The sequence below is a fragment of the Actinosynnema sp. NPDC049800 genome (genome assembly GCF_040656635.1).
In the GTDB taxonomy this organism is placed as follows: Bacteria; Actinomycetota; Actinomycetes; order Mycobacteriales; family Pseudonocardiaceae; genus Actinosynnema.
This window is the reverse complement of the sequence record NZ_JBFAMT010000018.1, coordinates 22,197-47,349: the sequence shown is the minus strand read 5'-3', so window position 1 is coordinate 47,349 and position 25,153 is coordinate 22,197. Positions and strand designations below refer to the sequence as shown.

Here is a 25,153-nt window from a genome sequence, read left to right as displayed (position 1 = left end):
GCCCGTACGACGTCACGCAGTGGCGATTGTCGAGCGGCGAGCAACCCGACAGTCCTCGCCCGGCGTCTTGACCTCCGACTGGAGCAGTGGACGCACAGACGGGAGAAGGACTCGATGAGGCACAAACGGGTGCGGTTCGGCCTGGTGACGTCCTTAGTGGTCGCAGCGGGAACAGCGGCGGCGGGAGCGGGGTACCCGGCCGCCGCGGCGTCCACGCCGGAGCTGACGCCGACCGGGCCGGAGATCACGTTGCTGACGGGCGACGCGGTGGTCCTCGGCGGACCGCAGGGAGCGCAGGTGCGGGCGGCCGAGGGCCGCGAGCACGTCACCTTCTACATCAGCAGGGACGAGCACGGGGACACGCACGTCGTCCCGGAGGACGCCGTTCCCCTGCTGTCCCGCGGCACGCTGGACCCCGACCTGTTCAACGCGAGCGCACTGGCCGAACTCCCCGGCGACCGGCTGCCGCTGATCGTCGACCACGCCGGCCCGACGCCACGCAGCGCGGCCGCAGTGGTCAGCCGTGAGCTGCCGGCCATGGGTGCCACCGCGGTCTCGGTGGAACGGTCCGGCGCGTACTGGCCGGTCGCGAGATCCGCCGAGCGCGTCTGGCTCGACGAGCCGGTGCGGGCGAGCCTGGACCGGTCGACCGCGCAGATCGGGGCGCCGCGGGCGTGGGCGGCCGGGCACACCGGAGCCGGTTCGACGGTCGCGGTGTTGGACAGCGGGATCGACGCCGAGCACCCCGACCTGGCCGGCGCGATCTCGGGTGAGCAGAACTTCACCGACAGCGACAGCGTTTCCGACCGGTACGGTCACGGCACGCATGTGGCCTCGACCATCACCGGGGACAACGAGAGGTATCCCGGTGTCGCACCGGGTGCCAAGTTGCTCAACGGCAAGGTTCTCGACGACGACGGTTGGGGCTCGACCTCGGGGATCATCGCCGGCATGGAGTGGGCCGCGGCCAACGGCGCCGACGTGGTCAATATGAGTTTCGGCGGCCTGCGTCCCAGTGACGGCACCGATCCGCTGTCGCAGGCCGTCGACCGGATCACCGCGGAGACCGGTGTGCTCTTCGTGGTCGCGGCCGGCAACTTCGGTGAGCAGGTCCCGGGTCCTGGCGCCGCGGCGGCCGCGCTGACCGTCGGGGCGGTGCACCGGGACGAGCGGCTCGCCAACTTCTCCAACCGCGGCCACGTCAACGGCGTGATCAAGCCGGACATCACCGCACCCGGCTCGGAGATCGTGGCGGCGAAGGCGGGCGGTGGTCATGTCGCGCAGTCCGGCACGTCGATGGCCGCACCGCACGTGGCCGGCGCGGCGGCGATCCTGGCCGCTCAGCACCCGGGTTGGGCCGCCGGTCAGCTGAAGGCGGCGCTCATGGGCAACGCCAAGCCGAACGACGGGCTGACGGTGTTCGAGCAGGGCGCCGGTCGGGTGGATGTCGAGAAGTCCTCGATGTCCACGGTGTTCGCGTCGGTGGGGAGTTTGAGCCTCGGCGTTCAGCAGTGGCCGCACGACGATGACGAGCCGATCGCGAAGTCCGTCACCTACACCAACACCGGCGCCGAGCCGGTGACGTTGGACTTCGCCGCGAAGGTCTCGGATTCCGACGGATCCCCCGCGCCGGCCGGGATGTTCACGTTCGACCCGGTGACGCTGACCGTCCCGGCGGGGGCACAGGCGACCACGACCATCACCACCGACACCAGGACCCACGGGGCGGACGGCGTCTACAGCGGAGCCTTCACCGCGACCGGTGGCGGCCAGGACGTGCGCACCCCGATCACGGTGCACCGGGAGGTCGAGCACCACGACGTGACGTTCAAGGTCGTCGACCACGACGGCGCGCCGACCGCCGAGTACAGCGTTCGCCTGGGGAACGTCGCCCCGGAGGCGCACTACCCCAGGGTGTACCGGCCGTACGACGAGTCGGGCACCACCAGGGTCCGGCTGCCGAAGGGTGAGTACCTCCTCTTCGGCACCATCCTCAAGCGCAGCGGGGAGGACTACCTCAACGCCGAGATCGTCGAGCCGGCGTTCACGGTCACCGGTGACGCCGAGATCGTCCTCGACGCACGCGAGGCCGAACCGGTCGGTGTCCGGACGGACGAGCCGAACGCGAAGCCGGGCAAGGGATGGGTCTCCTTCTCGCGGGAGACGACGTGGGGTCGACAGGGGGTCATCGTCAGAGGGCAGAAGACCGCCTTCGACACCATGACCATCCGGCCTTCGACCACCGGGGAAGGCACGTTCAGGTTCGGGGTGGAGGCGCACTTGGCGCAGTGGAACGGGACGTCGTTCGACGGCAGCCCGTACCTCTACCACGTGCGGCACGTCGTGCCCGACGTCGTGCCACCGTCACCGCGGTGGACCTTCCACGACCGCGACCTCGCGAAGGTGCGCTCCACCCACGCCCGGACCACGCCCGGCACGGTCGGACGTCGGGACTGGATCATGCACCTGCCGCTGCCGGGCGCGTTGACCGAGTACTTCACCCCGGAGGTCGACTGGCAGTGGGAGCTCGAGTTCGTCGAGGTTCCCGAGGGCCAACCGGACTTCGCGGCGACCAGCAACCGGCAGGTCGCGCCGCTGACCTTCCAGCGCGGCCGGACCACCACGATGCGGTGGGGCGTCGGCGTGTTCGGCCCGGGCTTCGCATCGTCGGAGTACTGGTCGCCGATCAACAACGCGGTGCGGGACTCCGACGGCGACGGCACCAACATCCTGCGCCTCTCCCTACCTCTTGGCAGCGACCAGGACGGTGGGCGCATCGGCTACACGGGATCCGGCACTTTGACCCTCCTGCGCAACGGCGAGGTCATCGGCGAGAACCCGGAACCCGGCAACCTCTTCTTCGTCGTCGAGCCGGAACGCGCGGAGTACACCGTCCGCTCGAAGTCCGACCGGCCGCACAGCCGGCTCTCCACCCGGATCAGCGCCGAGTGGACGTTCACGTCGGAGTACAGCGCCGAGCCCGTCCCCCTGCCGTTGCTGGCGGTGCGGTACGCGCCGAACCTCGACAACCACAACGCCGCGTCGGCGGGACGGCCGTTCACGTTCCCGGTGTACGTGCAGCGCAACGGAAGCGCGGACCTCGTCGGCGTGAGCCCGCCGGCGATCGAGGTCTCCTACGACGACGGCACGACCTGGCGGCCGGCGACCGTGAAACGTGACCGCGACCAGTGGCAGGCCACGGTCCACCACCCGGCCGGCGCGGACTTCGTCTCGCTGCGGTCGAGCGTGTCCGACTCGGCCGGCTCCTCGCAACGGCAGACGATCATCAGGGCATACGCCCTGAAGTAGGGCTGTGCCCTACCGCACAGCGACCTCCGCCGGATCAAAGTACCCGGCGGCCACGTACAGGTTCAATCAACACTGAAACTATAGAGTTGCCTTACACCGAGTTGCCCACCACGAACCTGCGCAGACGTATGTGCAGTTCAGGAGGTATGCCCGACTTCTGGCGCGCCATGGGGCCGCCCGGTCCGGTTCACGTCCAGGTAGGGGCGGAGGAGCCGGTCGAGCAGGGCCAGCACGGCCGTTCGACCGTCGCGCTCGATGTCCTGTGACGCACGCAGGACGGTCGCGTTGACCAACTCGGCCATCTGGTCGGGATCCGCCTCGCCGAGCAGGCGCAGGGCGTTGACGAGCGGCTCCCGGAGTTGGGCGTGCAGCCGCGCGCTGTGCTCGTGCAGCACTGAGGGGTCCATGGCGGTCCGCAAGGCCTTGGCGACCGCCTGCTCGGGCCCGGAGAACAGCGCGACGTTGGCTTCCACGTACGCCCACACCTGATCGGCCGGGGTGGGTGCCGCAGCGACGTGGGCGCGCACCTGGGCGGCCCAGGCCGGGAAGGTGTCCTCGACCACGGCCTGCAGGAGTGCGTCTCGCGAGGAGAAGTACTGGTAGACGCTGGACCGAGCGAGACCGGCGCGCGCGCCCGCGGCGGCCAGCGACGGGGCTTGACCCGTCTCGGCGAGCAACTCGTGCGCCGCGACCAGGATCGCCCGCCGTTGCCGTGCGCGGTGCTCGGCCACGGTGGGCGCCTGGATGCGGGGCATGCTCTCCTCCTGGCGGGTGTCGCCTTTCGCTACGCCAGGGCGGGCTGGGTCGGGTTCAGCCTGCCGTCGACCATCTCGTAGACCCGGTCGCAGTGGCGCAGCACGTCGTGGTCGTGCGTGACCACGACTGTAGCCATCCGGAGGTGGTGGGTCTCCTTGGCCAGCAGTTCGACCACCTCGTGACTGCGCCGGCGGTCCAGCGCGGCGGTCGGCTCGTCGACGAGCAGCAGGCGCGGCCGGGTGACCAGCGCACGGGCGATGCCGACCCGTTGGCGTTCACCACCGGAGAGCTCGTGAGGCCGACGACCGGCCTTGTGCTCCATGCCCACCTCGGCGAGCAGTTCGAGGGGGTCGCGGCTCGCGTCGTGCCGACCGAACGTCAGCGGCAACCGCACCTGGTCGACGGCGGTCAGCGAGGGGATCAGGTTGTTGCTCTGGAACACGTAGCCGATCCGCTCCCGACGGATCCGCGCCCGGTCCCGCTCGGTGCCCGACAGGTCGACGTCACCGACGAGCACTCGACCCGAATCGGGCACGGTGAGCCCGCCCGCCACCGCGAGCAGGCTCGACTTGCCCGCCCCCGACGGCCCCACCACCGCGACGATCTCGCCTTCCCCGACGCGCAGGGTCACCTCGTCGAGCGCGGTGGTGATGTCCTCCCCGTCGCCGTGACGGAGGGTGACCTCGTCCAACAACAGCCCGGCGCTCATCGGTTGCCTCCCAGCGCGGTGAGGGGGTCGACCTTGACGATGCGCAGCACCGCGATGGCCGCACCTGCCATGCCGAGCACCACCAGCAGCAGCCCCGCGACGGCGATCGACCCCGGGTCGAGCGAGAACGGCATCGGCGTGGACGAGATCGCGGCGCCCGCCGCCACCCCGACGCCGACCCCCAGGACGGTCGAGATCGTCAACAGCACCAGCGACTGGGCCAGGCTGTCCCGCAACACGTACCGCGTGCTCGCGCCCATCGCGCGCAGCACCGCGATCTCCGGTTTGCGCTGGATGGTCAGCACGGTGAAGAAGGCCCCGACCACCAGGGCCGAGATCGCGTAGAGGAACACCTGGATCATCTGCAGGGTCGACGTCTCGGCGGTGTAGCCGGGTGACGCGCCGAAGGACTCCTCCAGCGTCATCGACATCGTGCCGGCGTCGCGGTCGCCCGCGGCGAGGTCGGCCTCGGACGCGGATCGCACCGCGACCGCGGTGATCTCCTCGTAGGCGTGTGCCGGTGCCTGAGCGCCCGGCGCGGTCCCGGTCCGGATCTCCTGCCACGTGCGCAGCGGGATGTAGCCGATGTCGACGTGGCCGTAAGTGTGCTGACCGTCCAGCACGCCGACGACGGTCAACTCGGTGCCGACCCTGTCGACCGTGACGACATCACCGAGCCGGACGCCCGCGTCCAGTGCCGTGGCGCTCACCACGATCTCGTTCGGGTTGGACCCCAGGCGCGTGCCCTGCGTCGGTTCCGGGTCGATGAACGAACCGGGCTGGACGCCGAACAGCGCCAGGTCGATGTCGACGTCACCGTTGGTCTTGGCGTTGACCAAGGTGTTCCCGTACGGCGCGGCGTCGGTGACGCCGTCGCGCTCCGCCCACTCGTCGACCGCGCCGAGGTCCACCACGCTGCGCGAGAACGCCGCGTCGGCCGCCACGTCCCGCTCGAAGGCCAACGACGTGACGGGCAGCTTCTTCAGCCCGGAAACGCCGTCGTCGACCAAGCCCACCGACAGCCCGGACAGCAGCACCATGAGGATCGCGATCAACGCGACCACGGTGCCCATCAGCGCGAAGCGGCTCCTGGCGAAAACCAGCTCACGGGTCGTCAAGAACATCGGCTACCGACCCACCTGAGTTGTCGACATCATGTCGGCAACTTTACCGACACGATGTCGGCATGTGGGCTCGGGGTCTCTTAACGTCTCCCACCCCAGACATGAACCATCTTCACCTTCCGTCCGCCTTGCACGGACACGCGGCGGTCGCCGAGGGGCGACGCCTGCGCGGCGTGGACCGCGAGCGCATCGTCCAGGAGGCCCCGGCGTTTCCGGGCAGCACGAGACCAGGTCGGGCCTATCGACGCGTGCCTCGTCCCAGTCGATCAGCATGGCCCGGTCCCGTGCCGCTCGAGAAAGTCATTGTCGCCGGCACAGCGGTACTGGGGACCGTGAACCGAGCGGTGCAACTCCTGATCAAGGATGTGCACCTGATGACCCAGACGGGTCCGGCGGAGGAACACCGAGGACACCAAGCCCGAGACCGCCCCTGGACGGCCTGGGTCGTGTCTCAGATGTGCCGTAGCGGCAATGTGGATGGTGACCCGGTAGCGGCGTCATGGGCGTCCACTCCCACGTCACCCAACCGATGATCGACACCATGCTCGCCGCTCTCCACCACCGCTGGGAGCAAACCCGGGAGCAAACGGTGAGCGCGAACCCATGACCACCTTCGCAAATGCAGAGGCGGTCAAGATCACCCGCTCCCGAATGGGAAGGGTGGGCGATGGGCTCGGGAACCGGTGACACCAGCAATCGGCTTCGGCCGACCGGATCTACTTGCGCAGCATCTGCTGCAAGGCCACCCCGAGACTTCGCCGCGATCGACCACACCACCGCCCACCACGACGGGTACTCGCCCAGGCGCTCCCAGACCAGCCGCACCCGCCCGCGCCCGCACCTCAGCCGACTGCCGTGACGTTCCTGCCATGACTCCGTCCTCAACAAGCGATGGAGCCCTATGCAAGCCGGGCGATTCTGAAGATCACCAGCCTTCACAGTCGTTCCAGCCACAGCATCAAGCGCGGCGCCGCCACCAACCACTGACGACGGCACCAACCCCCTGCGTCCCGCCCGTGCCTCCTCGCTACCGCGACAACCTGCGACTGCCGACTACACCTGCTCGCTTTCGACCGTTGTCACGGACTGACCGCCAGGCTGTCGGCGGTCCTCGAGCGTGATCCCGCACTTGCCGGCCAGCGCGACACCGGTACCGATCGCCGTGGCCACCGGAGCGGCCAGCGCCGCGACCAACCCGAGAGCCACCGGCACCTCCAACACCACGTCCTCCTTGCTGTCACGCACGACCACACGGCGGTTGAAGCCCTCGCTGACCAGCCCGCGAACAGCGTCGACCACAGCGTCGACGGCGACACGGGGATGCTCGGGCCTGAATTCGCTCATGACTCTCCTCGAACTGCGGATGCCTGCTGACCCCTCAAGCGTGCCCACGGTCCGGCGCCCTGCCATCAGGGTTTCCCCCGATCCCCGCCTGATTCATCCCCCAGAACCACCGCTCACCGCAGGACCTGTCCAACGAGCGGTTCTGCCGCTGATTGCGTGGTCATCCAAGCCACCAGGGATTTCGTCATGGACCTCGAAGACGCCGACAGCTCCCTGCGGTTCCTGATTCGTGACCGAAACGGGAGCTCCCAGCCTTGTCCGACGTCGTCCTCGCCGACGCCAGTATCCAGGTCGTCCTCAGCAGCATCCGGATACCACGAATGAACTCGATCACGGAACGCTGAGCCCGCAGCCGCCGCCGCGAACTCCTCGACTGCACGCTGATCCGGCACCAACAGCACCTGCCCCACGCCCTACGCGAGGTGCTACACCACCTCGACCACGCCGTGCCGTGGTGAAGCGGAACGAGATCCACCGCAACGACGACCCCCGTCCGATGGGCACGGTAAACGCGGTGGGCCCGCCGCGCCCGTGTCGCCCGCACCATCGCCGCCGCACTCCAGATCCCCGTCGCGCAGGGACTTTTTGCCGCTGTTGCCCCAACCGGGTGAGCATCGCTAGCCGGCTTACCTTCGGCCATCGAGACCGGCACCGACTTCTACCGCCTCGCCCAGGCCCGCACCCGAGGGCGCAAGGACACCTGACACGACGCGTGGTGGCTATGGTCGGAGAATGCGGCAGGACTGGTACTGCGACGAGGTCATTCCAGGCGCGGTGAAGGTGGAGGTGCTCGTCCGGACCGAGAACACGCTCGCGTTCCGTCCACCTCTGCCAGGCTTCGGAACCGATCACATCATCGTGATCCCCACACGACACGTCTCGTCGTTGCTCGACCTGGACGACCACTTGGCCACCGAGTTGATGACCACCGTCAAGAAGGTCGCCGCATGGGCCGTTGATCAGCACGGTGGCTGCCAGGTACTCACCACGTTGGGCAACGAACAGCACAACAAGCACGTGCACTGGCACGTCGCGGTCGGCGAGGGAGTCGCCCGGTTCGTCCCACCTGCCTGACATCGGCCGGTCGTTGAGCGAGCGCAGCGTCGCCGGGGTGGTCAGGCTGCTGTCGATAGTCCTCTGCGAGGCGACGACGGGCTGATCGGATCGAACCGGTGCCGCAGGCTGCTACTCAACTCCGGCGACCAACCCGAACGGCCGACCGCCGACCCGACGAAGTGACCGCTGGCCGAACGGACGTCGGCCCGCAACGCCGTCCTGATCGTCACAGCGGCGTACACCGGCATGCGTTGGGTGAGCTGGCCAGGCTGGTCTCGGGTCGACCTAGACAACCAGGAGATCCACGTCGACGCTCGCGACGGCGCGCTGCACAGCCGGTCAGACGGTGGGCTGCACCGGCGGTCCAAGACCTGCGTCACACCCACAAGACCTGGGTGATCGAGGACGGCGTCCCATCCCTTCACCGGCGCGAACGGCCAGAAACCAAAGCAGCGCAGGAAGACGAAGCCGACCACTCATCGACCCCGCCGAATAGGTTGAACTCGAGCTAGTTGGGCTTGGTGACCGAGATTGTCTCGTCGCGCTGTTGGGGCGGACCTGGCATCCGTCGATAGAGGCACACAATGGCGATACGTTCGCTATTGCCCAGCGCGCCGATGACGTTACCTCCACAGGCGGACATCTTGTCCAGTCGCCAGCCGAGCGATTCAATGGCCTCCACCTGGTCGTTTATCCCGGTCATGGCACCGGTTGCGGAGCTATTTGCATGCGCCTCGATGAACTTGAATACAAAAATGTGCCTTCCCGCTTCGATCGCGTGCTTCGCCTGGTCAAGAGCACTCTGCTCCTTGGCCCTGTTCAGGAATCCATCACTGATCATCTTCTTGCGCAAAGGCCCTGCATTGCCTTGCTTTCACCATACGCGCAGGTGGGGAGGGCAGCCGGGTGAGCTGCGTGGACGAGTTCGGATCGCCGACCTGTTGCCCTGGAACGGCAAGACACGGCGCTGCAACGCGACGTCGAGTTCCTCGACTCCCTCAAGGCTCCGCAAGTCAGGTAGTGGGTTTGTCCCGCTTTGACGAAGATCAGAGATCACGGGACGCAGGCCCCCGGAAGGATGTCCCATCATGGAGGCCATGGGCAGGAAGAAGCGGCGGCTCCGCCGGTCGTTCCCCGCAGAGTTCAAGGCCGAGATCGTCGAGCTCCGCCTTCGGGGCGACCGGTCTCGGTCAGGTCGCGAAGGACTTTGACCTGACCGAGACCGCGGTGCGGCAATGGGCCGTGCAGGCCGAGCGCGACGCGGGCACGCCGCACCAACGGGCTGACCACGGACGAGCGCGAGGAGTTGGCCAGGCTTCGGCGGGAGAAGCGCCGGCTGACGGAGGACGTGGAGATCGCCGACTCCCCCGGGCTGCTGCGCGAGCACCGACTGGTGACACCGGGAACCATCCTGCGATGGCGCCGGCGCCTGGTCGCGAGGAAGTGGACCTATCCCGATCGCACCGGCCGACCGCCGGTAGACGACACCGTCGTAGCGTTGAACGAGCGCATGGCGCGGGAAACACCGGCTGGGGCTACCGCCAGATCCAGGGCGACCTGCTCAAGCTCGGTCTATGCGTTCTTCGTGATGGAGATCGCCACCCGCTACGCCCACATCCTCGGCCTCACCACCGACCCCGATGGCCCCTGGACCGCCCAACAAGCCCTCAACCCATTGATAGACCTCAGCGACCGGACAGACGGCTTCCGGTTCCTCATCCGAGACCGGGCCGGCCAGTTCACCACCTTGTTCGACGCGGTCTTCTCCGGCGCAGGCATCCAGGTCGTGAAGATCCCACCACGGTGTCCGCGAGCCAATGCCCACACCGAACGCTTCGTCGGAACCGTGAGGCGTGAACTCACTGACCGACTGCTCATCATCAACCAACAACGCTGGACCGCTACGCGACCCACTACAGCCACCGCCGACCGCACCAAGCCCTACAACTCACACCACCACGGCCGGACCACCCGACTGCAGAGCCGGGCTGGACCTCTAACGCCGCCAGTCCTCGGCGGCCTGATCAACGAGTACGAACCCACAGCAACATAACCGCAGGTCACGCCATGCAGCCGACTTCTGGTACCCCACAGGTGCTGCAACTGGCACGACAGAACCCGAGGAAGTCGATCAGCGCGTGCCGGGCCCCGTCGTGGCGTCGGACGGCCCGGCGTCGTATCGGTCGGCCGCCGCGGGGAGCGGGTCGTGGACCGGGAGGACCGCGTGCAGGCAGAAGCCGCCTCCGGGCAGGGGGCCGGCGGTGAGCTGCCCGCCCAGGACGGCGAGGCGTTCGCGCAAGCCGGTGAGCCCGTGGCCGGTCGACAGGTCGCGGCGGGGCGGGGAGGCGTCACGACCGTCGTCCGTGACCACGATCTCGATCCGGTCGGCGGTCCAGGTGAGGCGGACGTCCGCGGTCGCGCGGGGGCCGGAGTGCTTGGCGACGTTGGTCAGTGCCTCCTGCACCACCCGGTACACCGCGAGGCCCACGCTCGGCGCCACCGGCCGCGGTTCACCGACCACGTGCAGCCGCACCGCAGGTCCCGTCGCGCCCACCGACTCGACCAGGTGCGGCACGCTGTCCACGCCCGGCAGGCGCTCGAACGCCTGGTCGGCGTTGTCGGTGCGCAGCACGTCGAGCATCCGGCGCAGCTCGCTCATCGCCTGCTCGCCGACCTCCTCGATGGTGCCGAACGCCCGCTCGGCCCGCATCGGGTCGTGCCCGAACACCCGCCGCCCGCCCGCTGCCTGCAGCACCATCACGGTGACCGAGTGCGACACCACGTCGTGCAGCTCGCGGGCGATCCGCGCGCGCTCCTCCGCCACGGCCTGCCGCGCCTCCCACTCACGTCGGGCCTCCAGCATCCCCGCGTGCTCGCGGCTGGTGCGGATCCACCGACCGGCCGCCCACACCGCGAACGACTGCACCGCCATGTACGTGAACACGGCCACCACCACCAGCACGGGCCGCGGGGTGGCGGAAGCGAGGTCGAGCACGGCTATCCAGGCCGCGTGGGCCTGTGCGGCTACCAGCACCACGACCGCGACCCTGGTCGGGCGGTGCACGGCGACGGTGAACAGCGCCAGGTACAGCCCCACCATCGGCCAGAAGTCGAAGCCGCTCAGGAACTTGGCCAGGACGGAGTGCGCGAAGGCCACCGCGAACACGGTCGCCGGGGCCCGCCGCCGCAGCAGGAGCACCACGAACTCGATCGCCACGTACGCGATCGAGAACCGCATCTGCTCCGGCGCGCGGTCCCCGGAGACCGCGTCCGAGTACAAGAGCACGTCCAGCGCGCAGGCCGACGCCGCCAGGGCGACATCGGACACCACCGGCGGGATCGACCGCGCACCGGACGTCGCGCTCATCGCCTTCGGCTCATCATTTGCAGACCGGCACACCAGGCGGGCACACCTTCGACCGGAAGATCCTCTCTTCCGCGTCGTCGTGCTCGTAGCGGGGGTTGCTCTGCTGGTCGATCCACTGGGCCGACTCGTCGAGCAGCTCGGGCGTGATGTCGACGTGCGCGCTCGACCCGGTCACGCCCAGCGCCTCCAGCGCCGCCCATGCGCGTCCCCCGTGCGCGGCGACCGCGTTCCGCACCGCGCCGCCGGCGAGGCCGTTGCGCTGGTAGCTCGGGGCGTGTCTCGACGGGAACTCCAGGTCGAGCGCGACCATCGTGGTGTCGTGCAGCTTCACGACGGTCACCCGGGTGGGCGAGATGCGCTCGATCCTGTTGTGGCCGAGCGGCAGCGGGAGCACCAGGACCTCGACCCGCGTGGTCCCCTCGACGAGGCCCGCCGGCGGCTCCGGGACCACGACGTAGCTCGGGGCCATCAGCAACCCTGGCGTCAGGTGGCCGTGCTGCGGCTCCTCGCGGAAGCCTGCGGCCTGGATCGACACGGCGAGGCCGGTAGGTGAAGTGGGCATCGGATTTCTCCGTTGTCGGTTGGTTTCTGACACCGCCAAGGGAAGCCCTCTTCGGCCGCTACATCGTCCACCGCAGAACGGATGTCAAGCGTCCCCTCAGGGGTTTACCACTAACGGGTGGCTCAATTCGAACGAGTGGTTGTCCAGTGCCCTTGAGGATCGTTTGGGCTCACTCGACCGGCTTTCGTTGGTCGCCTGGACGCCGCTGAAACCCTCACCCTGGGTAGTAGCAATCGAAGTCTGATCACGGCGGGCACGCGCTCCACGAACGTCGCGGTGGTGGGCGCGCTTGAGCGCGGCGCGATCAGGCGTTCTCAGGAGTCTTTCCCGTACCCGCGACAGCGCCGGGCTCGTCCGGCCGGCGCGGCACGAGAACGCGCCAGCCGTCCGGCAGAGGAGGCAGGGCGACGTCCTCCCCGCGGATGAAGTCCCTCCTCCACCGCTCCCGACGGCGGGCGTACCGGTGTGCCAGCACGGCGGCGATGATGCGACAGGCCAGGGCGACCAGCACGGTCACCCGCGCAACCGCCCCTTCCGACCAAATCAAGACCACCGCAACCATGGCGAGCAAGAGCATTTCGTACAGCACCCAGGCCACCGTGCGCCACAAAGGCGTCGGGACGTCAGCGCGCAGATCCGTCAGGGTGTCGACCTCGTCCGCGCCGTACTCACGGATGCGCGCCGCCTCTTCCGCACGCCGCCGGGACTCCTGCAAAGCCTCGACGATCGCGTTCGCGCCGGCCACACCCAACCCGATACCGACGGCACTGGTGAACCACGCGTCCGGCCCTACGGCCACCACCACCGCCGCGGCCAGGAGATCCAGCACGCCCGAGGCGACCGACAGCCCCAGATCCCGCCGAAGGAGTCCGCGCGGCAGTGCCCTGCGGCCGGCCGACGTCGCCACCGGGCGCAGCGCCACCATGTTGACCACCTCGTCACGCGCCCGCCGAACCCGCTCGTCCACCGACTCCTCCCACCGCTCATCCCACGAGGACACGGATCCCCGATCCGGCAACGCATCAAACGCTGCCGCCGAGCAAGTCGAGGAGGTGGCGGTGATGAGGCCGATGTCCTGTGAAACGGGCACCCGCCGGCGACCCATAGCTCCCCGGCGACCGGGCGTTGCTCGCGGACCGCTGCACCAGCTCCCTGCCGCCACCCTTCGTGGCTCCCCCGCTACTGGTACGAGAACTAGATGACTTCCGGACGGCGGTGTAACCGCCTATATGGTTCGGGTATGAGCCAGCCGATTCCGTTCTCCGACGTCAACTTCAAGCTCGCCGTCGTGCAGGAGCTGATGTACAACCAGGGCCTCTTGCCGAGGTTCGACCTGCGCGAGCACGCCGCCGAGCAGGGCTTCACCTACGACGACGGGAGCGTCGAAGCGGTGCCTGAGGCTCTGGCCTACTTCGAGGCGCTCGAGGTCCCGGTCGAGCTCGCGGAGAAGATCACCGAGATCGAGATGGACGGCGGCAACGAGATCTACCTCGAGATCGCGCCGAACTGGGACGGCGAGGACGGGCTGTTCGACGTCGACGAGTTCGCCGACCTGCGGCACTTTCCCAACCTGAAGTCGATGACGCTGTTCTACACGGGCAACGAGGAGGCGCTGGAGACGCTGCGCGCCCGTGGAATCGAAGCAGACTGGCTCTGAACCGCTCTGACTTCGACCTGCCGCCACCGGCGATGAAGTCCCGCGTTCACACCGCCGACCGCCACCACCTCGACGTAATCCCGCGTCGAGGTGGTGGCGAACTGCTGCAACTGCTGACGATCCACCCTGAGACGTTCGCCCATCAGCTGCATCGACTTGCGCTTGCCGTCCGACAACAGGCCACGCAGGTACAGCTCGCCCTGGCCCTCTGGTCACGCCGGGCGAACCCGCCGAACATGTCCGCGGCGAAGTCCTGCTAGATGACCGATTCCAAGGGGTAGGCACCTGGAGATATGGGGCGAGGGTGTCGATGTACGGGTTGTGACGACCGACATTGACACCCTCGCGACCGCACTCTATGTCAGAACCGACGACCTGTTGAAGGACGCGCCGCACCTCGCGCCGTGGCGTCCGAAGGTCGGACTGCAACCCGTACTGACCGACGCGGAGCTGGTCACCCTCGCGGTGATCCAGGCCCTGCTTGGGTTCACCTCCGAAGCCCGCTGGTTACGCCACGCCCGCGCGCATCTGGGGCACTTGTTCCGCTACCTGCCTGGCCAGTCCGGCTACAACAAGCGGCTGCGCAACGCCGCCGGCCTGGTCAAGGCGGTGATCCGTCTCCTGGCGGTCGACACGACGGTGTGGACCGACGACGTGTGGCTTGTCGATTCCACTCCGGTGGAATGCGGGCGTTCGCGGGAGACAGCGAAACGCTCGGACCTGGCCGGATGGGCCCAGTACGGCTACTGCGCCAGCCACTCCCGCTTCTTCTGGGGTCTGCGGCTGCACCTGGTCTGCACCCCGGGCGGCCTGCCGGTGGCCTTTGCGTTGGCCGGCGCCAAGGCCGACGAGCGCACCACCCTGCTCGACATCCTCGACACCGACCCCGCGTTGATCGCCGACCGGCCCGGTCAGACGCTGGTCGCCGACCGCCACTACTACGGCCGCGAGTTCGAGCACGCCCTGGCGACGGCGGGTGTCGAACTGCTGCGCCCGGCCCGCAAGGGCGAGGCCGAACGACCCGGCGCGCGGCTGTTCAAGCCGCTGCGCCAGGTCATCGAGTCGATCAACCAGACCTTCAAGGCCCAACTCGACCTGGAACGACACGGCGGCCGCACCAAGCCCGGTGTGATCGTCCGCGTCCTGCAACGTGTCCTGGCCCTGACCGCCGCCATCTGGCACAACGACCACACTGACCAGCCCGTCAAGCGATCACTGACCGCCTACGACCACTAACGAGCCCTTGGACTTACTCATCTAGACGATGGTGTACCCGCCGTCGGCCAGCAGGAGCGCACCCGTGACGTAGCTGGACCGCGGCGAGGCGAGGAAGAGGATCACCTCGGCGATCTCCCTCGGCTCGCTCATGCGCCGCAGTGCCGTGGTGGTGGCGGCGTTGGTGTGGACCGCGTCCCCGAACAGGTTCATCACGGTCTCGGTCGTCACCCCGCCCGGCGCGACGGAGTTGACCCGCACGCCGCTCATGCCGAATTCGACGGCCCAGTTGCGGGTCAGCGACTCCAACGCGGCTTTCGTCGCGCCGTAGGCGGCGGCGTTGTAGACCGGTGTCACGGCGGCCACGGTCGAGACGTTGACGATCGCGCCCGCGCCCTTGGCGACCATGGCGGGCGCCAGCGCCGCGGTGAGGTGGAACGGCGCGAGAACGTTGACCGCGAATAACTCCTCGAAGCCCTCGCGGGTCTGGTCGGCGGTCGACGCGAACGGGTAGATGCCCGCGTTGTTCACCAGCACGTCCACCTCGCCCGCCGCCGAGGCGAGCTCCCGCACGCCCTCCGCGGTGGACAGGTCAGCACGGACGAACCGCGCGGTCCCGCCGTCCGCCTCGATCTCGGCGACGACGTCCACGCCGCGCGCGGCGTCCCGGCCGTGGACGATCACGCTCGCGCCCTCACGGGCGAACAACTTCGCGGTCTCGTGACCGATCCCGGCGGTGGCGCCGGTGACGAGCGCGACCTGGTTGCGCAGTTCCACGGGTGTGCTCCCTCGCAGTTCGACAAAAGGCGAAGAACGTATGCCGCACCGAGCCCCTTTCGCAAGCCCTCGCGACGGATCAGCGCGCCGACCGACCTGACACCGTCGAACAAACCTCGATGCCTGCTCGACCGGTCGCTGCGCCGCCCGGAAAGTCATCGTCGCGGGTAGAGCCAAGAACGTGGAACTGCTGGTGCTGCGGCACGCAGTCGCCGTACTGCGCCGCACCACCCGACGGGCCCTGGACCGCTCGACAAGCCCGCAACCTGCTGATGGACCTCGGCGACAGGGCAGACGACTTCCGGTTCCCCATCCGCGACCGGCCGGCCAGTTCACCGCCTCGTTCGACACGTCTTCTCCGGCTCCGGCATCCAGGTCGTGAAGATCCCGCCACGGTGTCCACGAGCCAATGCCCACTCGAACGGTTCGTCGGCACCGTCCGCCTGCTCATCCTCAACGAACGCCACCTGCGGGCGGTGCTGAACCGCTGCGCGAACCACTACAACCACCGCACGGGCCACATCTCGACACGTCGCCGACCAGTCCTCGGCGGCCTGATCGACGAGTACGAACCCACCGCCGCCCAACCGCAGGTCAGACAGCGGTGGTCGACTTCTCGCACCGCACCCCACAGGACGTCGCCGTCAAGTCCGGCCTGGGGAAAATCCCATCCAGCCAACGCGCCCGCTCACCCAATCGAGCGGAAGACGAGCCTTCGGCCAGACATTGAGGGAGCCGAAAATGCTTCGCTCGATCTCATGAACCGCTGGCGGGTAGCCGCCGCCATGCTGGTTCTTCGCGTATTCATGAAGAGCACGAACCAGGTCCACAATCCGAGGCGGCTCGTCGAGTGACAGGTCGGACTGCTGACGAAGGACCTCAGCCGCAACCGGGAACTCCTCTGCATGTCGCGAGAACTGTGCCCGATGTCGATCACAGCGATCTGCTCATGGCCAGCGCGCTCCGGAGCGCAGATCACGAAACCTTCACCGCTGGAGCCGCCTTCGGCTACGCTGCCGCTCGTGCACGGACAGACATGGTCCCCCGATCCTGCAAAGCCCGTCATCGAATACCGGTCCGGTAGGTGGGTGTTCATCGGCGGGCTGGCCATGTTCGTCGTCTTCGGGTTGATCGCCGTCTTCCCGGACGTCGGGCAGGCGTCAGCTTCGTCGAGGGCGAAGAATATTCCTCCGGCCGCCGCGGCGGTCCTCTTCGGCGCGCTCGCACTGGGCGGCCTGCTGGTCATGATCGGCTCCGTCCCCCGCATGCACCGCTTCGTCGTCGATCACCGCGGACTGTGGTGGCAAGCCGGTCGCAAATCCGATCTGATCGCGTGGGAGGAGTTGCGCGCCGTGCGCGGACAGGAACCACGCCCGCCGGTCAAGGGCGACCCGAACTCGAAGCCCATGCCGTCGGCCCTGGTGTTCACCCCCGCGGACGGCCGTTTCACGACTCGCCACAACGCGCTGGTGAAACCCTCGCCGATCGCCAATCCGGAAGCCGAACTGAGACTGCCCAACACCGCCACAGTCCGGCAGCTGACCCAAGAGATAGCCAAAGTCCGGCCGGACCTCCTTCACTGATACCCCTGACAGGTCCAGCCCGACGCTTTCGCGCGGGCATGGTGGCTGACTCGTGTCACGAATGGGAAGGCACCCTCACGACCTGGGAGAATCCTGACCGTCGTGGTCGGAACTCACGTCGTTCGAGAAGCACCCTTCCGGTGCACCGAGCACTGCAACTCGCGCCGCCACGGCCGGACCAGCCGACCGCAGAGCTGCGCCGCACCTCGGATACGCCGCCGACCAGTCCGTACGTAGCCCAAGTGCCCGAAGCTCTCACGGGCCACGGTTACCATCCGCGTGATGTCCTCCAGCACGGCATGACCGGCCGTGCTGCTCCGACTGACCTACCTCGGCGTGACCAACGCCTTCGCACTGCTGCGCCTGCTGCCATGAGCGACCGGGACAAGGACACAGAAATCCTGGCGCTACGGAGCACCCTGCTCGGCGGCACGCGACTCGGCCGCCCCGGTCAACTCGTCGAAGTGGACCTCACAGCAGCGCTGCCGGCATGACCGAGCAGCCGAAGTCCTCGCCCCGCGGCGGCGGTCACCGGTGGTCGGTGCCGCCGTCGGGAAAAGTGCGGGCCAGACCGGTTTGGTAGGCGATGACGACGAGTTGCGCGCGGTCGCGTGCCTCCAGCTTGGTCATGGCGCGCTGCACGTGGGCGCGAACGGTGAAAGGGCTGAGGTACAGGCGGTCGGCGATCTCCAGGTTGGACAGACCGGTCGCGACCAGGGCGACCATCTCGCGTTCGCGCGGGGTGAGGGCGGCGAGTCGTTCGGGATGGCGTGGTGTCGTCTCGGCCGGTGTGGCGAGGAAACGGGCCACCAGGGAGCGGGTCGCCGCCGGGGACAGGAGGGTGTCGCCCGCAGCGATCGTGCGCACGGCGTCGAGCAGGCCTTGCGCCTCGATCCCCTTGCCGATGAAGCCGCCGGCCCCCGCGCGCAGAGCCTGCGCGATGTACTCGTCGGTCTCGTACGTGGTGAGGATCAGTACGCGGGTGGCACGCAGATCCGGATCGGCGCAGATCTCCGCGGTGGCGGCGAGGCCGTCGGTGCCGGGCATCCGGATGTCCATGATCACCACGTCCGGGCGCAGTTCGCGGGTCAATGCCACCGCCTCCCGGCCGTCGCCCGCCTCCCCGACCACGGCGATGTCGTGCGCGCTGTCGAGGAGAGTGCGGAAGGCACCGCGCAGCAGCGCCTGATCGTCGGCGAGGAGAACCCGGAGCGTGTCCTCGGCCGCACCGTCGGTGTCCTGCCCGTCGGGTGGCGCGTCGTCGGTCATCGGCCCTCGCTGTCGGTCGCCGCGTCGGTTCGCCGTGCCGCGTTCCCGGCAGCGGGCAGGGGCAGGTCGGCGGAGACGAGGAAGCCCCCTTCGGGGCGCACGCCCGCGGTGAGGGTGCCACCGACCGCGGCGGCCCGTTCGCGCATGCCGATCAGACCGTAGCCCGGTGGCCGCTCCGGCCGCGTGCGGGCACCCTCGCCGTCGTCCGCGATCGTGACGTTCACGTGGTCACGAGCCCAGGCGAGCCGCACCCGGGCGCTATCGGTGGCAGCGTGCTTGGTCACGTTGGTCAGAGCCTCCTGGATGATGCGGTAGGCGGTGAGGTCCACCGCGGGCGGCAGCGGCCTGGCTGTGCCGTCGTCGTGCATCGACACCTCCAGGCCCGAGCGGCGCAACGCCGCCAGCAGCGCGGGGACCTGCGACAGCCCGGGCGCCGGGTCGGTGGGTGCGGACGTGTCGTCGGGCCGGCGCAGCAGACCGACGGTGGCCCGCAGCTCGTCGAGAGCGTGGCGGGTGGTCCTGACCAGTTCGTCCAGGCTCGTGCGGGTCTGCTCGGGGCGGGTGTCGAAGAGGTGGGCGGCGACGGTGGCCTGCGCGTTGGCGAGGGTGATCTGGTGGGCCACCAGGTCGTGCAGCTCGCGGGCGATGCGGACCCGTTCCTCGGCCACCTTCCGGCGCGCTTCGCGGTCCCTGCTCTCCTCGGCCCGGCGTGCCCGCTCCTCCACGACCGCCAGGTAGGCGCGCCGGTGCCGCGTCGAGCGCCCCAGCGACGCGGCCACGAGCAGCGACGCGGCCACGGTCACCAGCCTGCTCATGTCCTGCCACGAGAAGTCGGCTTCGAAGAAGGGGACGAAGCCGACCAGCAGCGCGGCCGACGGGAGCAGGACCGCGACCGCCACCCGCCGTTCGCTCCGCACGGCGAGCGAGTAGGCGCTGACGACGGCCGGGGCCACGATGAGCGGGGTCAGCAGCAGGCCGGTCGGTGCGACGAGCATGCCGCACGCGGTCGTGGCCATCGTGGTGGCCACGGGCGCGCGGTGCCGCGCCAGGAGCAGCCCGGACGACACCGCGGCGATGAGGTAGGCCGCCACCAGCGGCGGTGCCACCGTGTCGTCGACGTGCAGCCAGCCGCCGAGCAGGCAGACCACGAACGCCACCGCGACGACCGTGCCCTCCCGCCACCACTTCCCCGGAGGCGACACAAGGTCAGCGTACGGGACGGACACTCCGCACGCGGGGCCAAGCAGGCACGTGTAGTGCGTCCGCACCAGGAGCGGGCCGGGCTGGTCCGTGCGCACCAGGCGAAGACGATCCGGGCGAACGATGTGCGGGACCGCGGTTGGCGACAGGGTTGGTGGCGGAATCGTCCGGCGGCGGGCCGGACGGCGAAGCGGCGGGAAGAAACGTTGCACGACAGCGGAAACAGGACCGACGCGGTTCGGCTGACGGCCGTCCGCAAGGTCTACGGGCGGCGCGACCACCAGGTGGTGGCGCTCGACGACGTGACGACCCGGTTCGGCCGGGGCACGTTCACGGCGATCATGGGGCCGTCGGGCTCCGGCAAGAGCACCCTGCTGCAGTGCGCGGCCGGGCTCGACCAGCCGACGTCGGGTTCGGTGCTGCTCGAGGAGCACGAGCTCAGCGAGATGAACGAGACCGAGTTGACGAAGCTGCGGCGGGATCGGATCGGCTTCGTCTTCCAGGCGTTCAACCTGCTGCCGGTCCTGACCGTGCGGCAGAACGTGACGTTGCCGTTGCGGCTCGCCGGCCGCGAACCGGACCGGGGCCGGGTTTCGAACGCCCTCGACCAGGTCGGCCTGGGCGAGCGGGGCAACCACCGGCCGGCCGAGCTGTCCGGCGGGCAGCAGCAGCGGGTCGCCATCGCCCGCGCGTTGATCGGCGACCCCGCCGTCATCTTCGCCGACGAGCCGACCGGCGCACTGGACACGAGGACGGCGCGGGACATCCTCACGCTGCTGCGGCACTCGTCGCGGGCCGCCGGTCAGACGATCGTCATGGTGACCCACGATCCGGTCGCGGCGTCGTACGCCGACCGCGTCCTGTTCCTCGCCGACGGGCGGCTGGCCGGTGAGCTGCGCTCGCCGACCCCGCGAACCGTGGCCGACCGGATGACCCACCTGGGTGCCTTCGCCGACGAGGGCCCTCTCCCCCGGTTGGCGACGAACCGGGGAGGGCAGCGCTGATGCTGCGGTTCGCACTGCGCACACTGCGGTTCCGCGCGGGCATGTTCGTGGCGGCTTTCCTCGCCATGTTCTTCGCCGCGGCCATCATGATGGCCTGCGGCGGCCTCATCGAGACCGGCGTCCGCACCGCCGTCCCTCCGCAGCAGCTGGCCTCGGCCGATGTCGTCGTCGCCGGTGACCAGGAGTACCACGGCTCCGGCGGCGACCCCGACGAACCGCCGATCCTGCCCGAGCGGGTCCGGGTCGACGCGGGGCTGGCGGACAGGATCGCGGCGCTGCCCGGCGTGCGGGAGGCCGGGAGCTTCGTCTTCGAAGGTGACGCACCTGCCGGCACGGTCGACGCGATCGGTGTGGTGGCCGAGTCCGGAGTGGACATCGGCGAGCTCCGGGCGCGCGTCGACGCCGAGCTGGACAGCGGAACCGTCACGCTGGTCGGTGACGAACGCGGGCAGGCCGAACTGCGCGAGGCCAAGGCGAGCGGCGTCACGGTGATGGCCCTGGCCGGGGTCTTCACCGCCTTCGCGATCCTGGTGTCCGTCTTCGGGGTGGCGGCCATGCTCGGGCTCTCGATCGCCCAGCGCCGGCAGGACCTGGCGTTGCTGCGGGCCGTGGGCGCGACGCCTCGTCAACTGCGCGAGCTGATCTCCCGTGAGACGCTGCTGCTGTCCGTGGTCGCCACCGCGCTGGCCTACTTCCCGGGCAGGTTCCTGGGCGAGTTCGTGTTCGACCGGCTGGCCGAGCGCGGGATCGCCGCGGAGGGTGTGGTCTTCCACCAGGGCTGGATCCCGGCCGTGGCCGCCATGGCGGTGGCGATCCTCGCGGCATTGGCCGGTGCGCTGGGCGCCGGCAGAAGGGCGTCGCGCATCAAGCCGGCCCAGGCGCTCACGGAGGTCTCCGTCGAAGGCAAGCTGATCGGCGGCGGACGCCTGCTCCTGGCGGTGCTCTTCCTCGCCGCCGGGATCGCCCTGACCATCGTGACCATCGCCGTGATCAGTGGACCGCTGACGCCGGCCACCGGCGCACCTGCCGTGATCCTCCTCGCCATCGGGTTCGCCTTGCTGGCACCCGTGCTGACGAAGGTCACGACCTTCGCCGTGCAGTGGCCCGTGCGCGCGCTGGGTGGTGTGACCGGCCAGCTCGCCGTGCTCAACGCACGTGGCCACAGTGGCCGGCTGGCGGCGGTGATGGGGCCGGTCATCCTGCTGACCGCGGTGTCGACCGGCATGCTGTACCTGCAGACGACGAACGACGAGGCGGATCGGCGGAGCTTCGCCGACACCCTGGTCGCCGACGCCGTGGTGACCGCTCAGGACCGCGTCGACGCGGACCTGGTGGCACGGATCGACGACCTGCCGGGCGTCGCAGGCGCCTCGGCGTACGTCAGCAGCGTCGGCTTCATCGAGCACCCGGAGGACAGCTCACCCGCCAACGAGGGCTGGACCCTTCAGGGCGTCACCGCCGAGGGCGCCGACGCCACCACGCCGGTCGAGGTCACCGCGGGCGACCTCGCCGACCTGCACGACGACACGGTCGCTGTCGAGCACCGGCACGCCGACCGGCTGGGCGTCGACATCGGCGACACGATCACGCTGCGGATGGGCGACAACACCCCGCTCGACGTGCGGGTGGCCGCGCTGTTCGCCGCGCAGGACGACTACGACACGCTGTTGCTCCCGGCCGACACCCTGGCGGCGCACACCACCGATGGACACGCGAAGCGCATCCTCGTCAAAGCCGACGAGCACACCGACCCGGAGCGGTTGATCGCCGACCTGACCGAGGTGACCTCCGCCGCGGGCGGACTGACCGTGGCCGGCCGCGACGTCCTGCTCGGGGAGTACGACGACCAGAAGACGACCGCCAACTTCGCAATCTACATCATGGTGCTCATGATCGCGGGCTACGCGGCGATCACGGTGATCAACACGCTGGCGTCGAGCACGACGGCGAGGCGGCGGGAGTTCGGGCTGCAGCGGCTCGCGGGCTCGACCCGTGGTCAGGTGCTGCGGATGGTCGGCCTGGAGGGTGCGATCCTGGCCGTGAGCGGCATCGCGCTCGGCACCGTCGCCGTGCTCGGGATCCTGGTGCCGGTCAGCCTCAAGCGCCTCGACTCGGTACTGCCGGCCGGGTCTCCGTGGGTCTACGCGTCGACGGCCGCACTGACCGTGCTGCTGACGCTCGGAGCCATGCTCCTGCCCGCGTGGCGCGCGACGCGCGACCGGCCCGCCGAGGCGGCGCTCACCATCGAATAGACCGCCACCGAGGGCGAAACCGACGGCGGCCACGGGATGGTCGACCTGCCCCGCAAGGCCCACGACCTGATGATCGTCGGCGCTGGTCAGCGGCCAGGATCGTCGACGAGGAGCACCGCCGCCATGGCCTTCCTCGCCTGCGAGCAGAGCAGCTTCATCACCCGTTCAAGCCTGTACGTCGACGGCGGCTCGAACCAGATCCCAGTTCCGACGCCGCACACCCGGCAAGGATGGCGACCTCTCCGACGCCGGGGCCGCCATCCCCTCGACGGGAACGCTCCCGCGGACGGGCGCGAACACACCGTCGTCCGTGGTCAGATCTGGCCGATTCCGCCGTCGACGGGGAGGTCGATCCCGCTGACGAAGCTCGAGTCCGCGGAAACGAGGAAGAGCGCCGCGGTGGCGATCTCGTGCTCGGCGCCGAGGCGGCCCACGGGTACCCGCGCGGCGATCTGTTCCTTGAACCCCGGCGGGAGGTCCGCGAACGCCGGGGTGTCGATCGCGGCAGGACTGAGGACGTTGACCCGGATCCCGCGCTCCTTCAGGTCGGTGGTCCAGGTCCGGGCGAACGACCGCAGCGCCGCTTTGCTCGCGGCGTACACCGTCGTTCCCGGATCACCCTTCTCCGCGGCGCCCGAGCCGATGAGCACGATCGAGGCGCCGTCGGACAGCAACGGCAAGAACTTCTGCACGGTGAAGAACGTCCCCCGCACGTTCACCCCGAACACGGCGTCGAACGACTCCTCGGTCACATCCCCGATCGCCTCGTTCCACGTCCAGGCCCCGGCGCTCGCGACGAGAACGTCGACCCGGCCCAGTTCGGCCGCCACGACATCGACCAGGCGGACCACGTCGGCGATCTCACCGACGTCACCGACCACACCGGTCACATCGTGGCCGATCGCGGCCACCGCCGCGTCCAACCGGTCCTGACGACGGCCGGTGATGACCACGTGCGCACCCTCCGCGACGAACAACTTCGCCGTCGCCAGTGCCAGTCCGGAGGTCGCCCCGGTGATCACCGCGACCTTCCCACCGAGCTTCGCCATGTCACTCCCCCTGTCTCAAAATGATGGTGCTCTCATTTTCAGTGCTTGCCGAGCCTATGAAAGATGAGGGAACTCTCAAAGTTGAGACATGTCACATTTTGTTAGGGTGGCCGCATGCCCTCCAGCAAGAACCCGCCGCCCACTCGTCGGGACGCCCACCGCAACCGCGAGCGGCTTCTCGAGTGCGCCCGGCGCGCGTTCGCCGAACGAGGCGCCGGGGCCGCCCTCGACGGCATCGCACGGGAGGCGGGTCTGGTGACCGGCACCCTCTACCGGCACTTCCCGACACGTACGGACCTGCTGTGGGCCGTTCTCGAACCGAAGCTGCGCCTCCTGCTCGACGAGGTACGGGCCTTGCCCGACCTGGAGCACCCGTGGGAGGCGTTTCGCAGCCTGCTGGAAGTCCTGTGTTCGGCCCAGGCCGGGGATCGGGCGTTCGGCGACTTCCTGGCGAAGCGGTTTCCCGGCGACGACCGCACCGAGGCCGTGCACAGCGAGATCTGCGCACTCGCACAACGCGTTCTCCAGCGAGCACAGGAAGCCGGCGCCGTGCGCTCGGACGTCACCGGCGCCGACCTCTTCCTGTTGTTCTGGGCGAGCGGTCGAGTCGCCGAGGCCACGCGGCACGTTGCCCCGTCGATGTGGCGGCGGCACGTGTACCTGGCGATGGACGGGTTCCGGGCCTCGAACCGGCTCGACCTGCGGGAGCCCGCCTGGGACGCAGACCAGCTCTACCGGGCGATGGCCGTGCCCGGAGAACAGGCGGTCAGGACTTCCACGGCGAAGTAGCCCTCGGCGGCGAAGGAACCACCTTCGCCAGGGACCGTGCCGGAGGCGGAGCGACAATCGGCTTCACCATCGCCACCGCACGACTTCTGCCTGGTTGCCGACTTCACTGGTGCGTTGACCACTTGGTTCGC

General features: G+C 69.3%; 22 protein-coding genes and 1 pseudogene. 10 read left to right on the top strand and 13 right to left on the bottom strand.

The window, feature by feature from the left end; translation table 11 throughout:
- The first annotated feature begins 114 nt into the window (after positions 1-114).
- Complete coding sequence (locus tag AB0I91_RS21905) at positions 115-3,309, top strand: S8 family peptidase (protein WP_499638449.1); 3,195 nt, start codon at positions 115-117, stop codon at positions 3,307-3,309.
- Between the two features lie 137 nt (positions 3,310-3,446).
- Here the strand turns inward: AB0I91_RS21905 and AB0I91_RS21900 are convergent, their stop codons facing one another.
- From AB0I91_RS21900 to AB0I91_RS21885, 4 genes are all read right to left on the bottom strand, one after another.
- Positions 3,447-4,064 carry a TetR/AcrR family transcriptional regulator gene (locus tag AB0I91_RS21900; protein WP_499609466.1) on the bottom strand — a complete coding sequence of 206 codons (618 nt, stop codon included), beginning with the start codon at positions 4,062-4,064 and terminating at the stop codon, positions 3,447-3,449.
- 29 nt (positions 4,065-4,093) lie between these two features.
- Positions 4,094-4,774, bottom strand: coding sequence for an ABC transporter ATP-binding protein (locus AB0I91_RS21895; RefSeq protein ID WP_499638447.1), 681 nt, complete (start codon positions 4,772-4,774; stop codon positions 4,094-4,096).
- Positions 4,771-5,898 (bottom strand): ABC transporter permease, encoded by a 1,128-nt coding sequence (locus AB0I91_RS21890; RefSeq protein ID WP_499638445.1) that lies wholly within the window; start codon positions 5,896-5,898, stop codon positions 4,771-4,773. Before AB0I91_RS21890 ends, AB0I91_RS21895 begins: the two co-directional genes overlap by 4 nt.
- Before the next feature lie 1,053 nt (positions 5,899-6,951).
- Positions 6,952-7,242, bottom strand: coding sequence for a DUF4342 domain-containing protein (locus AB0I91_RS21885; protein WP_498783091.1), 291 nt, complete (start codon positions 7,240-7,242; stop codon positions 6,952-6,954).
- 732 nt (positions 7,243-7,974) lie between these two features.
- Here AB0I91_RS21885 and AB0I91_RS21880 point away from each other — a divergent pair.
- A complete protein-coding gene (locus AB0I91_RS21880) occupies positions 7,975-8,316 on the top strand; it encodes an HIT family protein (RefSeq protein ID WP_499609458.1) in 342 nt (113 codons plus the stop codon).
- A 490-nt stretch (positions 8,317-8,806) separates the two neighbouring features.
- Here the strand turns inward: AB0I91_RS21880 and AB0I91_RS21875 are convergent, their stop codons facing one another.
- The gene (locus AB0I91_RS21875) at positions 8,807-9,151 is read right to left on the bottom strand and encodes a hypothetical protein (protein ID WP_499638443.1); all 345 of its coding nucleotides are present in this window, start codon (positions 9,149-9,151) and stop codon (positions 8,807-8,809) included.
- Positions 9,152-9,646: 495 nt separating this feature from the next.
- Between AB0I91_RS21875 and AB0I91_RS21870 the strand changes: the two genes are divergently transcribed.
- A complete protein-coding gene (locus AB0I91_RS21870; protein ID WP_499638441.1) occupies positions 9,647-10,351 on the top strand; it encodes a hypothetical protein in 705 nt (234 codons plus the stop codon).
- A 78-nt stretch (positions 10,352-10,429) separates the two neighbouring features.
- On the opposite strand, the gene AB0I91_RS21865 is transcribed toward AB0I91_RS21870, so the two are convergent.
- The 3 genes from AB0I91_RS21865 to AB0I91_RS21855 form a co-directional block, all read right to left on the bottom strand.
- The gene (locus AB0I91_RS21865; protein ID WP_499638439.1) at positions 10,430-11,665 is read right to left on the bottom strand and encodes a sensor histidine kinase; all 1,236 of its coding nucleotides are present in this window, start codon (positions 11,663-11,665) and stop codon (positions 10,430-10,432) included.
- Positions 11,666-11,678: 13 nt separating this feature from the next.
- Positions 11,679-12,227 (bottom strand): hypothetical protein, encoded by a 549-nt coding sequence (locus AB0I91_RS21860; protein WP_498783095.1) that lies wholly within the window; start codon positions 12,225-12,227, stop codon positions 11,679-11,681.
- A gap of 304 nt (positions 12,228-12,531) precedes the next feature.
- On the bottom strand, positions 12,532-13,194 hold the full coding sequence (locus tag AB0I91_RS21855) for a hypothetical protein (protein ID WP_498783097.1): 663 nt from the start codon (positions 13,192-13,194) through the stop codon (positions 12,532-12,534).
- Positions 13,195-13,467: 273 nt separating this feature from the next.
- Between AB0I91_RS21855 and AB0I91_RS21850 the strand changes: the two genes are divergently transcribed.
- Positions 13,468-13,884 (top strand): DUF6892 domain-containing protein, encoded by a 417-nt coding sequence (locus AB0I91_RS21850; protein WP_499609443.1) that lies wholly within the window; start codon positions 13,468-13,470, stop codon positions 13,882-13,884.
- 65 nt (positions 13,885-13,949) lie between these two features.
- Here the strand turns inward: AB0I91_RS21850 and AB0I91_RS21845 are convergent.
- A pseudogene (locus tag AB0I91_RS21845) lies at positions 13,950-14,122 on the bottom strand (transposase); the annotation flags it as partial.
- A gap of 83 nt (positions 14,123-14,205) precedes the next feature.
- Between AB0I91_RS21845 and AB0I91_RS21840 the strand changes: the two are divergent.
- On the top strand, positions 14,206-15,120 hold the full coding sequence (locus tag AB0I91_RS21840; protein ID WP_499609441.1) for an IS982 family transposase: 915 nt from the start codon (positions 14,206-14,208) through the stop codon (positions 15,118-15,120).
- 21 nt (positions 15,121-15,141) lie between these two features.
- Here the strand turns inward: AB0I91_RS21840 and AB0I91_RS21835 are convergent, their stop codons facing one another.
- On the bottom strand, positions 15,142-15,876 hold the full coding sequence (locus AB0I91_RS21835) for an SDR family NAD(P)-dependent oxidoreductase (protein ID WP_499638437.1): 735 nt from the start codon (positions 15,874-15,876) through the stop codon (positions 15,142-15,144).
- A 272-nt stretch (positions 15,877-16,148) separates the two neighbouring features.
- On the opposite strand from AB0I91_RS21835, the gene AB0I91_RS21830 reads away from it, so the two are divergent.
- Together AB0I91_RS21830 and AB0I91_RS21825 are read left to right on the top strand one after the other, a co-directional pair.
- Entirely contained in the window at positions 16,149-16,730 is a 582-nt protein-coding gene (locus tag AB0I91_RS21830) for a hypothetical protein (protein WP_499638435.1), read from the top strand.
- A 168-nt stretch (positions 16,731-16,898) separates the two neighbouring features.
- Positions 16,899-17,459, top strand: a complete 561-nt coding sequence (locus tag AB0I91_RS21825) for a hypothetical protein (RefSeq protein WP_498783104.1) — start codon at positions 16,899-16,901, stop codon at positions 17,457-17,459.
- A gap of 528 nt (positions 17,460-17,987) precedes the next feature.
- On the opposite strand, the gene AB0I91_RS21820 is transcribed toward AB0I91_RS21825, so the two are convergent.
- Both AB0I91_RS21820 and AB0I91_RS21815 read right to left on the bottom strand, forming a co-directional pair.
- Positions 17,988-18,728, bottom strand: a complete 741-nt coding sequence (locus tag AB0I91_RS21820) for a response regulator transcription factor (protein WP_499638433.1) — start codon at positions 18,726-18,728, stop codon at positions 17,988-17,990.
- Positions 18,725-19,930: a sensor histidine kinase gene (locus AB0I91_RS21815; RefSeq protein WP_499638431.1), complete on the bottom strand. Its 1,206-nt coding sequence runs from the start codon at positions 19,928-19,930 to the stop codon at positions 18,725-18,727. The genes AB0I91_RS21820 and AB0I91_RS21815 overlap by 4 nt, the downstream gene beginning before the upstream one ends.
- 204 nt (positions 19,931-20,134) lie before the next feature.
- On the opposite strand from AB0I91_RS21815, the gene AB0I91_RS21810 reads away from it, so the two are divergent.
- The gene (locus tag AB0I91_RS21810) at positions 20,135-20,932 is read left to right on the top strand and encodes an ABC transporter ATP-binding protein (RefSeq protein WP_499638429.1); all 798 of its coding nucleotides are present in this window, start codon (positions 20,135-20,137) and stop codon (positions 20,930-20,932) included.
- Positions 20,932-23,184 carry an ABC transporter permease gene (locus AB0I91_RS21805; RefSeq protein WP_499609428.1) on the top strand — a complete coding sequence of 751 codons (2,253 nt, stop codon included), beginning with the start codon at positions 20,932-20,934 and terminating at the stop codon, positions 23,182-23,184. Before AB0I91_RS21810 ends, AB0I91_RS21805 begins: the two co-directional genes overlap by 1 nt.
- 314 nt (positions 23,185-23,498) lie before the next feature.
- On the opposite strand, the gene AB0I91_RS21800 is transcribed toward AB0I91_RS21805, so the two are convergent.
- Positions 23,499-24,233: an SDR family oxidoreductase gene (locus tag AB0I91_RS21800; RefSeq protein ID WP_499638427.1), complete on the bottom strand. Its 735-nt coding sequence runs from the start codon at positions 24,231-24,233 to the stop codon at positions 23,499-23,501.
- Positions 24,234-24,347: 114 nt separating this feature from the next.
- Here AB0I91_RS21800 and AB0I91_RS21795 point away from each other — a divergent pair, with 114 nt between their 5' ends.
- On the top strand, positions 24,348-25,022 hold the full coding sequence (locus AB0I91_RS21795) for a TetR/AcrR family transcriptional regulator (RefSeq protein ID WP_499638425.1): 675 nt from the start codon (positions 24,348-24,350) through the stop codon (positions 25,020-25,022).
- The last annotated feature ends 131 nt before the right edge of the window (positions 25,023-25,153 follow it).